This is a genomic window from Acinetobacter sp. T_3_1 (assembly GCF_025377055.1).
GTDB classification, from domain to species: Bacteria; Pseudomonadota; Gammaproteobacteria; order Pseudomonadales; family Moraxellaceae; genus Acinetobacter; species Acinetobacter kookii.
The window spans coordinates 44295-60285 of record NZ_JACHVD010000013.1 but is presented as its reverse complement, the minus strand read 5'-3'; the positions used below and the strand labels follow the sequence as shown (position 1 = coordinate 60285).

Genomic DNA, 15991 nt, shown 5'->3' with positions numbered 1-15991 from the left:
ACAACTCTATGTTTTCAATAATATATCAGCAACTCGGGTTGCTTCATTCAGCTTTAAATTCAATAGATTGTGATGTGGTTTATCTGACGATGTCGATAAAAGCTGATCCAACAACGTGGTAATTCTATCAGATTTCAAACGGTCTATCGCAATTATCCCCACCTTACAACCGGCTGTTAAAGCCTCGAAAATCATGGAAACACTGTCTTCCGTGACCCAAACTGCTTCTGCTTGTTGCATCTGCTCAAAGATCCAGCCTTGCGGCGTGTCTTCCACCGGGAAAATCTGTAGCTGGCTTGCATAAGGCTGAGCTGATAAATGTCCAAGAAATTCTTTGGGGGTACGACGTGAAGTGGTTAAAATAATTTCAGCTTGTGGATGGTGCTGCACAATATTCTGAATCGCCTCTAGCACCTTCTTTTCATTCCACTGATGACGTTTGGATGAGCCACCTAAAGCAACCAAGATCCGATTGGCTTGATGGCGCTGTTCATTGACAATCGGGTTTAAAGCGCCTTGGGTGGTAATGACATGCGTGGATTCAGGTACGCCATCATGTTCAGGAATGATGGCATGGTCAAACCAGGCAAACGGAAAATTCGGCTTCATTAAAATAACCGTTTTCGCCTGCGGATATACTCTCCCCAGCAGCAAAACCCGTGATTGGGTATGACTGCCCACGCCAAAAATATAATCCGGCTTTCTTTCAAACAGTGCCAATTGATGACTCAACATGCCTTTTAACAGCGTGAAAACTGGCAATTGCTGAATGGAGATTTCCTGAAAAGTAACTTCGATATTGCTTATGCGTTGCATGGCTTTATATAAACCGACTGCTTGCGAACGGTGTCCCGCTTTACCATCACTGACGTAGACAATATGCATAGAGAAAAATCCTCACAAGTGCTGCTTGAATGGCTGGCAATCAGCCTGCTTTCTGCTGAAAAGCAGCATCGTATGAACTAGTGATGTGACCAATATCCAATGCTTGATAGCCAAGATCGGAAAAACGTTTGGCTAAAACCGTTCCAGTAGGGCCTAAAGCAATCAAAATCAAACAGTTTTGCCCAGCAGTATTTTGCACCTCTGCAATAATCCTGTTTGCATCAGCATAAGCATTCATCGCTTTAGAATAAATTATTTGACGGGTGGAAACATTATCAAACAGCATATGTTCTAAATTCAGTTTAGAACCCTCACCTGTAATCAAAACAATTTTACGATTCTGCCAAATTGATTTCCATGCCTGTACTGCCTGTTCGGGATACATGATGAAAAAATCAGGACGTGTCACCATAGAGTGTCCGTATGAATGTTCAAAGCTCAGCTTTTGTTTTAAGTCTTTCCAGCGTACATACCAAAATTTTAACCACCAATTGGCTTCATCATCGTCGCAAGCTGTCAGTATTGTTGGCAAACATACCAACAGTTTTTCATCTTGGTTTTTTAGGATATTTTCCAATTCTAAGGCAAGTTCAGGACTACTTTTCTGAAAATCAATATCATCTCCATCCATTAAGGTAATTTCACCATCTCCAAAACGCGCCAGTGATTTACCTTGCGCAACCAGCTGTAAAGTTTCCGGCATTGAATACAGCAATTTTTCTTCAAAATATTGCAAATCTGACTGATTTTCAGCAAGCCAGCGCTTTTTATTAAGTTTATACATTCTTTTTTTCATGCGTAGTTTAAATCTACGCATAGCCGACTCAAATGTCATTCAACACCTGTACAATATCTATTAAATACAAAAAAAGGCGAAACTTTCGTTCCGCCTCCTCATCTTAACCGATCAACTTATTTTACGTAAGTTAACCAGTGTGCATATTTAGGATCTTTACCCTGAACTGCATCAAAGAACGCTTTCTGGATTTTTGTCGTAATTGGACCACGACAGCCTTCACCAATGATACGGTCATCATATTCACGGATAGGCGTCACTTCAGCGGCAGTACCGGTGAAGAAGGCTTCATCACCAATATAGAATTCGTCACGTGTAATACGGCGTTCAACCACTTCATAACCCAAGTCTTTGGCAATGGTAATGATCGTTTGACGGGTAATACCGTCTAAAGCACCGCCAGCGATATCAGGGGTATGCAATACCCCATCTTTCACCAAGAATACGTTTTCGCCAGAACCTTGACATACATAGCCTTGCGGATCCATCAACATCGCTTCGTCATAACCCGAATGTGCCACTTCCTGATGAGCAAGAATAGACAAGGTATAGTTACCAGACGCTTTTGCCTTACACATGGTCACGTTTGGATGGTGGTGAGTGAATGAAGAAGTTTTCACGCGAATACCTTTCGCCATTGCTTCTTCACCCAGGTAAGCACCCCAGCCCCATGCCGCTACAGTGGCATGAATGGTATTATTGGTTGCAGCAATACCGAGTTTTTCCGAACCGATAAAGATAATTGGGCGCAAATAGCATGAAGCTAATTTATTTTCACGTACTACATCAATTTGAGCCTGCTCAAGTGCTGCCTGATCAAATGGAACTTTCATTTGATAGATTTTTGCAGAGTTAAGCAAACGTTTTGTATGATCTTGGAGACGGAAAATCGCGGTACCATTTGGTGTTTCATAAGCACGGACACCCTCAAAGACACCCATACTGTAGTGCAATGTATGAGTTAGGACGTGGATTTTCGCCTCACGCCAGTCAACCATTTGTCCATCTTGCCAGATAAAACCATCACGATCAGCCAAATTCATGGCACACACTCCAAATTTTTATACACAGTCATTTCTATCCAACGCAAAAGTAGCAGTTGGATCAATTAATCTTTGCCATAACTTGCAAACGACCTCTCGGGTATCGTACCAGTCGTCAGCTGCAACTTGCATGGATTGATTTGCAAGGGCTAAACGGTGGCTCTCGGCTCGTTCACGGAGATAAGCTTGAATCAATGCTGTCGCATCGGCGCTGGATAAGCGATCCGTTTTTGCGGCATCCTCAAGGATTCGTACGTTGTCGGAGTAATGGGCGAGATCAGGATTCGACCCACTCCATGCTAATACCGCATACTGTGCCATAAATTCGATATCAACGATACCACCTGCATCCTGTTTTAAATGAAAAATCCCATCTTTTTGCTGCTCTTTGGAAGAACCCAGATGATCTTTCATCTTCTGACGCATTTTCAGTACTTCTGCACGAACATTGGCCTCATCCCGCGGTTGAGTCAAAATACGGCAGCGTAAATCTTCAAATTTTTCTCGCAGTGAAACTTCACCTGCAATGGATCTAGCCCGGACCAGAGCCTGATGTTCCCACACCCATGCACTTTTTAATTGATATTGTTCAAAGGCTTTCAGGCTAGTCACCAATAGTCCCGCCTCACCCGATGGACGTAAGCGGGTATCAATTTCATAGACGCGCCCATCTAGGGTTTGGGTGGTCATCAGCGACATGAATTTCTGTGCCACGCGCATGGCAAACTCAAAACCGCTAATCGGTTTGATCCCATCGGTATCACCCTGTTCACTGATATAGTGAATAAAAACCAGATCCAGATCAGAACCATAACCCAGTTCAATTCCGCCCACTTTCCCATAACCAATCACGGTAAAAGCAGTATGATCCAGCGTACAGCGCTGACCTTCGGCATCCAAGGGAAAACCATGCTTTTTCGCCACAATCTGATAAGCCAGATTGAGCGTGGCATTCACTGAAACTTCTGCAATATCGGTTAAGGCATCGGAGACTTTCATCAGTGGACTTTCCGCCAGTACATCACTGGCCGCCACAGCCAATACATTGGATTTCTTGAATAAACGCAGCACGCGCATCTGATCTTCCACCTGATCAATCTCGATGCGTAACAGTTGCTGACGCAGTGAATCTTCCAGATCCTGACGTTTCGGCAATTCAAAATCCATCGATAAAAACTCATCCAGCAGTACCGGATAATGGGTCAGCTCCTCGCAAATCCATGGACTCACCGTGGCCATCTTCACCAGACGCTGCAGCGCACCTTTGCTTTCAATCAGCATCACCAGATATACGGTACGGCGCAGGACCGATTCGACCAAAGGCATCAAGCGTAACAGCGCCACTTGCGGTTTATCAGACTGCAAAATCGCTTCAATCAGGTGTGGCCAAAAAGTTTTCAGACGCTGTACCGCCTTGGCTGGCAATTTTTTCAGCGCATGTCCATACCAGAACTCATGTACCAAATTTTTGGCATCTTCATCCAGCACCTCATTCAGCTGTTTTTCTAGCTGGGTAAAACTTTCCACCAGTGGATCAGGCTCTTTTTCTTTAATTAAATGCTCAAACTGGTAGATAACCTTGGCACGTTTTTGATTCAATACTTCTAAAAATTGCTCCCAACTGTCAAAACCCAGCGTTTCAATCATGCGATTTCTTAAATCAGGCTCAACCGGTAAAGATTGGGTTTGCTGATCATTTAAAGCCTGAATGGCATGTTCAATGCGGCGCAGGAACAGATAGGCATCTTCCAGTTCAAGTACGGCATTTTGCTCTAGAAGCCCGACTTCTCCCAGGTGATGCAGGCTGACCAGACACTGGCGATCCTGCAGTTCAAGTTTTGAGCCTCCATAAATTAATTGAAAGACTTGAACAATGAATTCGACTTCACGAATACCGCCTGCACCGAGCTTGATATCATCTTCAATATTGCGGCGTTGTACTTCGCGTTCAATCATCGCCTTCATTTCACGCATGGCTTCAAAGGCGGTGTAATCGACATATTTACGAAACACAAAAGGACGGGTCATATCCAATAACTCATCCCCTTCTTTTCCACCCGTCACAATGCGGGCTTTAATCCAGGCATAACGTTCCCATTCACGGCCATGCTGGCTTAAATATTTTTCTAAGGCAGCGTGACTAATCGCCAAGGCTGAACCATCACCCCAGGGACGCAGGCGCATATCGACACGGAATACAAAACCGTCTGCGGTAATATGATCCAGCAGATAAATCAGTTTCTGCCCCCACAGAATACAGAACTGCTGTACGTCGATACATTTGCGACCATTGGTTTCACCCTGTTCATCAAAGGCAAAAATAAGATCAATATCACTTGAAAGGTTAAGTTCTTGCGCCCCAAGCTTGCCCATGGCCACCACAATGAGATCCTGCACGGCACCACCGTAGCCGATCGGCTCACCATGCTTGGCCAGCAAAGGTGCAAGGGCAAAATCTTTAGCCGCACAAATGGCTGCATCGGCAAAATCGGAAAGCTCGCGTGTCAGGGTAACCACATCCGTCAACCGGTTGGCATCCTGCCAGATCCAGCGGAACATCAAGCGCGCGCGCAGCACACGAAGGGCATGCATCCAGGTGCTTTCATCTGTAATCTGCTCTAGCGTGTTATGAACAAAATTCTGGATTTGCAGGGGGGTTAAAGGAAGGAGAAATTGATCAATTGCATAATCTTGTTCTAGTAAAGCGCTGTGTTTTCCCAACACCTGTTCTGCATATTGGCTCGCACGCAATGTGTTCTGCAATTGTTCCGCATTCATTTTAAAACCTTCAGCCTAGTTTTTTCCTAGTTATAACAGCTGAACACAAATACAGGAAAAGAAAAATTGATTTTCTATACTTTTACCTGTTCAATTTTAAGCTGTTCCTGGGCTAAAGCCTGATGGGCACTGGTGGCTGCCGGTAAAGTCACATTGAATGTGGTCCCTTCACCTTCTGTAGAATCTACAAAAATTTGACCATGGTTCAAATCAATAAAGCGCTTACACAAGACCAGACCCAGACCGGTCCCTTTTTCTCCTGCGGTCCCTTTAATACTGGCGGTAACCGATTGCTGGAACAGCTGATCCATTTGTGCCTGACTCATGCCCAGACCGGTATCCCGTACAGAAATATGCACCCCATCTTCGCACTCACTTGCCTGAATGATGACGCGACCCGTACCATCGGTCGGGGTGAATTTTAAAGCGTTGGAAACCAGGTTTTGTATCACCGAAGTGATCATGTTGATATCAGCATAGACCTTGATGCCTTCTTCAATCTGGTCAATTAACTGAATATTTTTCTTTACGGCCAGGCTATTCAATACATCACAAACAATCTTGCTGGACTGTTTTAATTCAAAATTAATAGGATGATAAATAAAACGTCCACCTTCAGCCATTGCCCAATTCAGCAGGCTTTCCAGCAGGTTATACGTCGATTGTGCAGTATCGTACAAATATTCGGCAATACTCTGTACGCTGGAATCATCCAGTGTTTCACGCTCTTGCGCCAGCACTTCTGAAAAGCCGAGTAAACCATGAAATGGAGCTCTCAAGTCATGGGCAATAATCTGGAAAAACTTGGTTTTGCTGAAATTGAGCGCCACTTGTTGCTCGTGCATTTCTTTAAGTTCAGCATGTTCTGCTTTAAGTTCAATAACATGGATTAGACTGTTGGTGAAGTCACTGACCGTTGCAATATCTTCAGGATTAAACAGTTTTTGCAGCTGATCGAAAAAGAGTGCATGACCAATTGAAGTTCCGTCATTTAAGCGCAGATCAAAAGCCAGATAACGCTTGGCCTCTACCCCAAATTGACTCACATGCTGCACCAGGTTCGAATATTGGCTATGCTGATGATCAATAAAATTAAGCGCTTCAAAATAGGGACTTAAACAGGTTTCACCAGGCGAGCAGAAAGCCTTAAAACCATTCGCGGAGGAATACCAGATATAAGGCTCATGATGAAAAGCCAGCACTGCCTGTTCAGCGCCAAGCATATTCCGGGAAAATCTTAAAAAACGCTCCACCTGATTGATTGGTGTAAAAACGCCTAATAATAGTGAAATTTTACATGCACTAAGCTGCTCGGTTTCCGAGCCTATTTCCAGCAACTGCACTTTCATATTTGGTTCATCCAATCACTATTACTTGTTGTTTTAAAAAAAATTAATTATCACCTTTTCATCTTATTAACAAAGTTTCATATCGAAGACAATAAACAAAGACAAACAGTGACAATTTAAGCCCATATGTACCTATAATTTTCACCACAACATCGGCAGCAAATTTCAACGCTATCTAGACAATAAAAAAACCGCGCTATTATTGGCCACTTAATTAGTCACTTAGATTCTTTACATGTATATCCCGAGGGTTGGACTCGAACCGGAACTTTAAAGCCTTTACCAGTCAGCGTTTGACTACAATTGCATGATACCCGATTTCCACCGGCACAGTGAGCGGATTAAATAGCTGCCTCATTATCTATTTGTTTAAACATGGGATAATTACTCCGCTCATCATTCCACTGTTCAAGCCCACTCTCTGTTACAAAAATCCTATATAGCAAATCGCCATATTTCTTTAGAAAAATTGAAAAATCACTATTTTATCCGGCCAGTTTTTTTAAGCCTCCCTCTCAATGCGTTCGCTGTCCCTTCAGAATGTTCTTTTTAAGTAATGTTACTCAAGGCAATAGCACATACTTCATATCTTCTCTTACATCAGGCCTGTAACATGCTCATTTTCGATGCCAGTGATGATCATGATAATTGCCAGAACATTTTTCAGCTGAGTCATAAATAGCATTAATAAAAGCATCTTTTCCCCTATCATTTTCCGGCCGATCTGAAAAGAAATTTACCGCTTGCTCCCCTGTGGATAATTTATTTCCATGATACCCAACATGTTTTAAGTAATTACTTTATAAATCGGCAAAAAATGGCTCTCCGATTTTTTTCAAGCAGAAGGCAAAAAAATAAAATTAAGTTATTGATAATAATATATTAAATATGTATTCAACTCAAAACCACTACTTGTCTGAGCAAGTGGGCGTAACCGCCACATGAGAGACTGGCAGCCCTGTCCCGATTCGAAAAATACCTAAATTTCGCGTAGAATAGAGGGATTGGTGAACAACACTGATGTATACAAATTTTCAGCCAAAGACCAATATGCAAGATATTGCTGTTCGGCTGAGGTGCAATAAGCACCGATATTTTTAATGTTTTATTTAAGCAAACCGGTTCGCAGGACTGAGCCAAAAGCTCGGTGCCTAAAAACTCAATCCAAAGCAAGGGGCTATATATGGCTGGTGGAAAGTCAACAATCATTTACACATTGACCGATGAGGCGCCATTATTGGCGACCTACTCACTGCTGCCGATCATTGAGACCTTTACTAAGCCAGCTGGCGTTGAGATTGTCAAAAAAGACATCTCTGTGGCCGTACGCGTGCTTGCAGAATTTACGGACTTCCTAAGCGATGAGCAGAAGGTACCGAATAACCTCGCAGAGCTTGGCCGTCTCACACAGGATCCAGACACTAATATCATTAAACTTCCTAATATTAGTGCTTCAGTTGGCCAGCTGACAGCTTGTATCAAGGAACTTCAATCGAAAGGTTATGCTCTTCCTGACTATCCGGAAAACCCGGCGACTGAAGAAGAGAAGTCAATCAAAGCTCGTTACAGCAAATGCCTCGGCTCAGCTGTAAACCCAGTACTGCGTGAAGGCAACTCTGACCGCCGTGCACCTGCCGCAGTAAAAAATTACGCGAAAAAACACCCGCACTCAATGAGCGAGTGGAAACAGTGGTCACAAACTCACGTTTCACACATGGATGAAGGCGACTTCTACCACGGTGAGAAATCGATGACTTTAGACCGCGCTCGCAACGTGAAAATGGAGCTTATCACCAAGAGCGGCGAAACCATCGTTCTTAAGCCAAAAGTTGCACTTCTTGAAGGCGAAATCATTGACTCAATGTTCATGAGCAAGAAAGCGCTTTGCGACTTCTATGAAAAAGAACTTGAAGATTGTCGCGAAGCTGGAATTTTGTTCTCTCTTCACGTTAAAGCGACCATGATGAAAGTTTCACACCCGATCGTATTCGGTCACTGTGTGAAGATTTACTACAAAGAAGCATTCGAAAAACACGGCAAACTGTTTGATGAGTTAGGTATTAACATCAACAACGGTATGGCGGGTCTTTACGAAAAAATTGAAACACTTCCAACTTCTGTTCGTGAAGAAATCATTGCTGACCTGCATGCTTGCCAAGAACACCGCCCTGCACTTGCAATGGTTGACTCTGCTAAAGGCATCACCAACTTCCATTCACCTAACGACATCATCGTAGATGCGTCTATGCCGGCAATGATCCGTGCCGGTGGTAAAATGTGGGGTGCTGATGGTAAACAGTATGATGCTAAAGCCGTCATGCCTGAATCTACATTCGCACGTATCTACCAGGAAATGATCAATTTCTGTAAGTGGAACGGTAACTTCGACCCACGCACTATGGGTACTGTGCCAAACGTTGGTTTGATGGCACAAAAAGCTGAAGAATACGGTTCACACGACAAGACATTCGAAATTCCTGAAGCAGGTATTGCGAACATCACCGACCTTGAAACAGGCGAAGTGTTGATGTCTCAAAATGTGGAAGAAGGCGACATCTGGCGTATGTGTCAGGTGAAAGACGCTCCAATCCGTGACTGGGTGAAACTTGCAGTAACTCGTGCACGTAACTCTGGCATGCCTGCAATCTTCTGGCTTGACCCATACCGTCCACACGAAAACGAATTGATCAAGAAAGTTCAAACTTACCTGAAAGATCACGACACTACCGGTTTAGACATTCAAATCATGTCTCAAGTACGTGCAATGCGTTACACGCTTGAACGTGTTGCTCGTGGCCTGGATACAATTTCAGTTACTGGTAACATCCTGCGTGACTACCTGACTGACTTGTTCCCAATTATGGAGCTTGGTACTTCTGCGAAAATGTTGTCTATCGTGCCGTTAATGGCTGGTGGCGGCATGTACGAAACTGGTGCTGGTGGTTCTGCGCCTAAACACGTACAACAACTTGTAGAAGAAAACCACTTACGCTGGGATTCTTTAGGCGAATTCTTGGCGCTTGCAGTGTCATTAGAAGAAATGGGTATTAAAGAAAACAATGCTCAAGCAAAATTGCTGGCTAAAACCTTAGACCAGGCAACAGGCAAACTTCTTGACAACGACAAGTCTCCATCACGCCGTACTGGTGAGCTGGATAACCGTGGCAGCCACTTCTACCTGGCTAAATTCTGGGCTGAAGCGCTTGCTGCACAAGACGAAGATGCTGAACTGAAAGCGAAGTTTGCTCCGCTTGCGAAAGCACTTGCTGAAAATGAAGACAAGATCGTTGCCGAGCTTGCAGAAGTACAAGGCAAGGCAGTAGATATCGGCGGTTACTACGCTCCTGATCAAGAGAAAGTAAATGCTGTAATGCGTCCAAGCGCTACATTAAATGCTGCACTTGCTTCAATCTAAGCTTTTGCAGAACTGACGGAAGTCTGTGATGTAAAAAAACCGGCGTTTAGGCGCCGGTTTTTTCTATGTCTGTCTATAACTATAAGACTCTAATTTTCATTCAAGACTATGAACTAGAATTCAGACCAAATTTAGCTTTCTTGCTTTTTAGGAATGCACCCTACTTTTAAATCATCATAAATTTCTATAGCCGCATCAATCGCACGAAATAGAAGACCAGAAATAATGGCGATAATCGTACCAATAACAAGAGTACAAATTCCTCCTGCTACTAATACCCATTCTGATACCTCTACTAGAGGAAACCAGTCTATTTTTTTGATAAGGAAGACCAAAATATTATTTAGAGGGATAATAATAATTGAGGATAAATATATCCCTGCTAAAATTATTCTTTTCTTTTTGTAACTTTCTTTAGAGGATTGTGCCGTAAGAATAATTTTATTATCTGCAATCAATGCCGTTTAAAATGACGCGCCGTGATTAATTTTCTTATCATAATGAAAAAACGTTGCGGAAATACTTTAATTATATAATCACCTTCCAAATGACTGGTTTTTTCAGAACATACCAATGCTTGTGCAGCGCAATCCTTCTCCAATTTATTTTTGTCCGAATTATAATAATTATCCAAGTATTCTTTAACCGCTTCCAAGCGATTCAAATAAAATTTCCGCCGATGCGTAAAACGCTTAGCTTTATCAAGCCAGACTAAAAAAGGGACAATAGCTAGAAATACAGGCAAAATTTTAATTAATAAATCAATCGTTATCATTTTCATAAAAATAAAGAATATTTTTAATAATAATAACATAAACCCTATCAGTGCTTTAAATTCGATTGTCAGACTTTCCCTCAAGCAATAAAAAACCCCAAGACTTAATATGCTTGGGGTTCTTCAAAATCTTGGTCCCGAGGGTCGGACTCGAACCGACACGTCATCTCTGACAGCGGATTTTGAGTCCGCCGCGTCTACCAATTTCACCACCTCGGGAAAGGTGTTGCAAGCTAATCAGCTTGTGGTGGCTATATTACTATCAAACTTGGAATTGTCAATTATCTAATTTAGCCGATCGCTCAATTTTAAATCAAAATCAAAAACTTTGTCTTAAAAAACATCAGATATCATCTGTTTTACCCTTTTCCAGCCTATAATGCGGATGTTTTTCTTATTTCAATACATTGAAGATGCAACTTTCCGACTTTAACTTTGATCTCCCTGACGAGCTGATTGCCCGTTACCCGCTGGAAACCCGTAGTGCTTCCCGTCTTTTACACTTAGACGCTCAAGGCCAATATCATGACCATCAATTTACAGATATTCTAAATTTATTGAATGAAGGTGATTTGCTGGTTTTAAATGACACCAAGGTTATGAAAGCACGCCTTAAAGGTAAACGTGCCACTGGCGGTGCGGTTGAAGTTTTGGTGGAACGCATGCTGGACAAGTTCATTGCGCATTGCCACATTAAAGCCAGCAATTCGCCAAAAGAAGGTGCAGAACTGTTCATTGGTCCAGATGAAGTCAAAGTCACGGTAAAAGGCCGTCATGAAAACCTGTTCATAGTCGAGTTTTCTCAGCCCATTTTAAATGTTCTGGATTTATATGGTGCTTTGCCGATTCCGCCTTATTTCAACCGTGAAGCAGAATCGATTGATACCGAGCGCTATCAGACTGTCTTTAATGACCCAACTAAACTGGCCAGTGTCGCGGCCCCGACTGCCAGCCTGCATTTTGACGAAGCCCTGTTAAAACAACTGCAAGAAAAAGGCATCCAGAAAACCTTTGTGACCCTGCATGTCGGTGCGGGTACCTTCCTGCCAGTACGGACCAACGATATTGAAAACCATATCATGCACAGTGAATGGTGTGATGTGTCTGAGGAGTCTATGGCGCTGATCCGTGAAACCAAAGCGCGTGGCAATAAAGTCATTGCGGTCGGCACCACCGCAACTCGTGCCACCGAAAGCGCTGCACAGGCCAATGGCGGTGAATTGAAAGGCTGGACTGGGGATACGCAAATCTTCATTTACCCGGGTTATGAATTTAAGGTGGTCGATCGCCTGATTACCAACTTCCATCTTCCCGAATCTACTTTATTGATGCTGGTTTCGGCCTTGTCGAATCGTGATAATATTTTAAATGCCTATCATCATGCTGTAGAAGCCAAATACCGTTTCTTTAGTTATGGCGATGCCATGCTGGTTGATAAAATCACACCTTAATCATTGTCAATAATAAGAAGTACGCCATGCCGCTCGATACTGTTAAACATTCGATTCATATTCGACGTAAAAAAAATGAACGGGTCTTTAACAATGTTGCGCGGCTTTGGGACATCGCCCGCAAGGCACAAACGCATCAGGATATTTTAGATGCGTTGCATCCCTGGAATGCCCCGATCGTGCTCAAATTTGAAAATGTCCTGCCGCTGCTTCTGGCAGCAGCAGGACTTTTTTTTATCCTGCTGATTTTTATCCATCCAGGCAATATCTGGGTTCAGATCAGCCTGATCAGCGGTTTTTTTATGATTTTCTGGGCCTACATTAGCTATGAAGAAAGCAAGCCCGTTGATGAAGTCATTGAATATCTAGAACAGCAGAGCATTGCCAAAAAATACCATCTTGCCTTTCAGCAACAGCCGCAGCATATTTCCGTTCCCCTGCAACCGGTTCTGTTTATTGCGCATTTAAAGCGCCTGTTTCCGGTTTTTAACCAGGGCAGCATTGCCAATGACTTTCCTTATTATGCCAGCACTCAATGGACCGATGATGAAGGCAAACAGCATCAGGTGATGGTATTTCAATATCATTATGTCAATGAAATCCGGATTCGTAATAAAGACGGCAATGAAGTACAGGTGAGTGAAGTACACAAAGATTTATGGGGTGTATTTGTTTTTGATGTGGAAGTACACGGTGTGGCAGTCACTACGGCCAACAAGGAGTTTTATTATCCTTACAGTTTTCCGTGGCATACCAGTGATATTCAAGTCAATCAGAAACTGAATATTTTTGGCAGCGATGAAATGCAGATGGCGAAACTGCTTACGCCGGCATTTGTGCTGAGACTGGATGAATTTTTTGCTCAGCGTCAAGGCGATTTAATTTTCCATCCCGACAGCCATATCTTATGTTTTTTAGGAACGGCCGATTTATTTCATATTTCAAGCCGGGCAAAAAATATTCACGATATTTCCGCATTACGTGGACACTTGCGTACTTTTAAACTACCGTATCTGGAAAGCTTGCAGCGTGATTTAACGCAGTTTTTAAAATAACAATCTTGTAAATGTTTGGGGGACAAATAAATGGGGCTGTTGATTTTTTTATTGTTGATTATTGCCGTGATTGTAGCCTGTATCATGATTCGCAATAATATTGTGCGTCATCACAATGCTTCTATTCGTGCCTGGTCAGATGTCGCCACCTATGAACGTCAGAAACTTAAGATTCTGGATGGTCTGCAACCTTTGGTTGAACAATATTCCAATTTTGAACAAGGCACGTTGGAAAAAGTGACCGAACTGCGCCAGAATATTCTTAACCTCAATGTGAACAATGCCGATGTTGCCCAGTTACAACGTATTGAAAGCCTCAACAAAGAGTTGATGCATAGCCTCAATGTCGTGGTAGAAAACTATCCTGAACTGAAAGCCAATGAAATTTATCTAAAAATGATGAATGAAATTGAAGAACAGAATGAAAATGTCGGTGCAGCCATCAGTATTTTTAACCGTAATGTCGAACTGTTTAACAACCATATTCAGATCTTTCCGAATAATATTGTGAACACCATGACGCTGAGTAAAAAGGCCATTCGCCCCTTCCGCGATCTGGCAGCTACACAGAGTTTTGACTATCGACCGAATTTTTAACATTTAGGACTTTTTGTACTCGTTATCCATCTCTCATTGCAAGAAGTCCGATAACCTAGAACAGTTCTATCATAGCAACCACAGCCTGACTTTACTCAACCAGGATCACTTTTCCCCTCTACCGTGAAAAGGAAAGTAGCGAGTTAAAATTCGACAACACTGGCGTTTATCTTCGTAATCAAGGAAAATAGCGGACTTTTGGCGGCGAACTGTTTTTTCGCTCTTGCACTGCACGCAGTGCTTTGCTCTCGTTCAGGATATTTTATGAAGTTTGAAAAGTTAGGTCAGTCGGGTCGTGCCCGTCGTGGTCGTTTAACGCTTGAACACGGTGTTGTGGAAACCCCTGTGTTCATGCCGGTCGGTACCTACGGTACAGTCAAAGGCATGCTCCCACGTGATGTTGAAGACATCAAGGCTCAAATTATTTTGGGCAATACTTTCCATCTTTATTTACGCCCAGGTCTGGACGTGATTCGTGAACATGGCGGCTTGCACGAGTTCATGAAATGGAACAAACCGATTTTAACCGATTCAGGCGGTTTCCAGGTGTTCAGCCTCGGTGCCATGCGTAAAATCAAAGAAGAAGGTGTCACCTTCCGCTCCCCTATTGATGGTTCAAAAGTCTTTTTATCTCCTGAAATTTCAATGGATATTCAACATACCTTGAATTCAGACATCGTGATGATTTTTGACGAATGCACGCCTTATCCGGCTACGCGTGAAGAAGCACAGAAATCTTTGCAGCTGTCACTGCGCTGGGCAAAACGCTGTAAAACCCACCACCATGATGTATTAAAAAATAAAAATGCCCTGTTCGGTATTATTCAGGGCGGCATGTATGAAGACCTGCGTGATGAATCGCTGGCAGGCTTAAAAGAAATCGACTTTGATGGCTTTGCCATTGGCGGTCTTTCTGTCGGTGAACCGAAAGAAGAAATGATCAAGATTCTGGATCATCTTCCACCGAAAATGCCGGAAAACAAGCCACGTTACCTGATGGGTGTCGGCAAGCCGGAAGACATCGTTGAAGGCATCCGCCGTGGCGTGGATATGTTCGACTGCGTCATGCCAACCCGTAATGCACGTAACGGTCATTATTTTGTGACAGACGGTCTGGTCCGCATCCGCAATGCCAAATATCGCCATGACCAGCGTCCGCTCGATCCAGACTGCGACTGCTATACCTGTCAAAATTTCACCCGCGCTTACCTGTTCCATCTGGAAAAATGTGGTGAAATGCTAGGTTCCATGCTGGGTACCATTCATAACCTGCGTTATTACCAAAGGTTTACACAAGACATCCGTGATGCGTTAGATAATGGTACTTTTGATGAATATGTACAGGATTTTTATGCGCGTCGTGGCCTGGAAGTACCCCCTTGTCCTGAAGATTAATCCATCAGCATTTGCGCTGAGGAAAAAGACAAGGTAAATTGCTGAACAAGTTATCTTATTTATCATCATATTGTTGATATACATTTTTTAGTTTAGGAAATTGAAATGAGCCTTTTTATTTCTACTGCTCACGCAGCAGGCGAAGCTGCACAACAACCAAGTTTGGTAACCAACCTTTTGATGATTGCGGTATTTGTCGCAATTTTCTATTTCCTGATCTGGCGCCCTCAAGCAAAACGCGCCAAAGAACACCGCACTTTGGTTGAAAGCCTGGGTGTAGGAAGCGAAGTAGTATTTGCGGGTGGCCTGATGGGCAAAATCACTAAAATTGAAGGCGATTTTGCAGTGGTTGAACTCAGCCGTGGCGTAGAAGTAAAAATTCAGCGCGCAAGTGTAATTTCAGTTCTTCCTGAAGGTACATTAAATAACCTCTAATCAAAATTAGTCGTGCC

The 15991-nt window shown here is 43.1% G+C and carries 13 protein-coding genes and 1 tRNA gene; 6 read left to right on the top strand and 8 right to left on the bottom strand.

Features of this window, described 5'->3' with window-relative positions:
• Nucleotides 1-6: 6 nt before the first annotated feature.
• From H4I94_RS12160 to H4I94_RS12140, 5 genes are all read right to left on the bottom strand, one after another.
• Nucleotides 7-885, bottom strand: a complete 879-nt coding sequence (locus H4I94_RS12160) for a mitochondrial fission ELM1 family protein (RefSeq protein ID WP_261183257.1) — start codon at nucleotides 883-885, stop codon at nucleotides 7-9.
• 40 nt (nucleotides 886-925) lie between these two features.
• Nucleotides 926-1702: a GT-D fold domain-containing glycosyltransferase gene (locus H4I94_RS12155; protein ID WP_261183256.1), complete on the bottom strand. Its 777-nt coding sequence runs from the start codon at nucleotides 1700-1702 to the stop codon at nucleotides 926-928.
• Nucleotides 1703-1797: 95 nt separating this feature from the next.
• On the bottom strand, nucleotides 1798-2724 hold the full coding sequence (locus H4I94_RS12150; RefSeq protein WP_086199767.1) for a branched-chain amino acid transaminase: 927 nt from the start codon (nucleotides 2722-2724) through the stop codon (nucleotides 1798-1800).
• Nucleotides 2725-2742: 18 nt separating this feature from the next.
• Nucleotides 2743-5502, bottom strand: coding sequence for a bifunctional [glutamate--ammonia ligase]-adenylyl-L-tyrosine phosphorylase/[glutamate--ammonia-ligase] adenylyltransferase (gene glnE / locus H4I94_RS12145; protein ID WP_261183255.1), 2760 nt, complete (start codon nucleotides 5500-5502; stop codon nucleotides 2743-2745).
• 74 nt (nucleotides 5503-5576) lie between these two features.
• Nucleotides 5577-6851 (bottom strand): sensor histidine kinase, encoded by a 1275-nt coding sequence (locus H4I94_RS12140; protein WP_261183254.1) that lies wholly within the window; start codon nucleotides 6849-6851, stop codon nucleotides 5577-5579.
• Nucleotides 6852-8034: 1183 nt separating this feature from the next.
• Between H4I94_RS12140 and H4I94_RS12135 the strand changes: the two genes are divergently transcribed.
• Nucleotides 8035-10266: an NADP-dependent isocitrate dehydrogenase gene (locus tag H4I94_RS12135; RefSeq protein ID WP_092820319.1), complete on the top strand. Its 2232-nt coding sequence runs from the start codon at nucleotides 8035-8037 to the stop codon at nucleotides 10264-10266.
• A 131-nt stretch (nucleotides 10267-10397) separates the two neighbouring features.
• Here the strand turns inward: H4I94_RS12135 and H4I94_RS12130 are convergent, their stop codons facing one another.
• The 3 genes from H4I94_RS12130 to H4I94_RS12120 form a co-directional block, all read right to left on the bottom strand.
• Nucleotides 10398-10724 carry a hypothetical protein gene (locus H4I94_RS12130; protein ID WP_252152019.1) on the bottom strand — a complete coding sequence of 109 codons (327 nt, stop codon included), beginning with the start codon at nucleotides 10722-10724 and terminating at the stop codon, nucleotides 10398-10400.
• On the bottom strand, nucleotides 10721-11080 hold the full coding sequence (locus H4I94_RS12125) for a hypothetical protein (protein WP_261183253.1): 360 nt from the start codon (nucleotides 11078-11080) through the stop codon (nucleotides 10721-10723). Before H4I94_RS12125 ends, H4I94_RS12130 begins: the two co-directional genes overlap by 4 nt.
• 93 nt (nucleotides 11081-11173) lie before the next feature.
• Nucleotides 11174-11260 (bottom strand) — tRNA-Leu (locus tag H4I94_RS12120).
• Nucleotides 11261-11454: 194 nt separating this feature from the next.
• Between H4I94_RS12120 and queA the strand changes: the two genes are divergently transcribed.
• The 5 genes from queA (at nucleotide 11455) to yajC (ending at nucleotide 15974) form a co-directional block, all read left to right on the top strand.
• Nucleotides 11455-12492, top strand: a complete 1038-nt coding sequence (gene queA, locus H4I94_RS12115; RefSeq protein ID WP_261183252.1) for a tRNA preQ1(34) S-adenosylmethionine ribosyltransferase-isomerase QueA — start codon at nucleotides 11455-11457, stop codon at nucleotides 12490-12492.
• Nucleotides 12493-12518: 26 nt separating this feature from the next.
• Nucleotides 12519-13547: a hypothetical protein gene (locus H4I94_RS12110; RefSeq protein ID WP_261183251.1), complete on the top strand. Its 1029-nt coding sequence runs from the start codon at nucleotides 12519-12521 to the stop codon at nucleotides 13545-13547.
• A gap of 30 nt (nucleotides 13548-13577) precedes the next feature.
• Nucleotides 13578-14144, top strand: a complete 567-nt coding sequence (locus H4I94_RS12105) for a LemA family protein (RefSeq protein ID WP_261183250.1) — start codon at nucleotides 13578-13580, stop codon at nucleotides 14142-14144.
• A 264-nt stretch (nucleotides 14145-14408) separates the two neighbouring features.
• Nucleotides 14409-15539, top strand: a complete 1131-nt coding sequence (gene tgt, locus H4I94_RS12100) for a tRNA guanosine(34) transglycosylase Tgt (protein WP_092820315.1) — start codon at nucleotides 14409-14411, stop codon at nucleotides 15537-15539.
• Between the two features lie 105 nt (nucleotides 15540-15644).
• Complete coding sequence (gene yajC / locus H4I94_RS12095) at nucleotides 15645-15974, top strand: preprotein translocase subunit YajC (RefSeq protein ID WP_086195837.1); 330 nt, start codon at nucleotides 15645-15647, stop codon at nucleotides 15972-15974.
• Nucleotides 15975-15991: the final 17 nt, after the last annotated feature.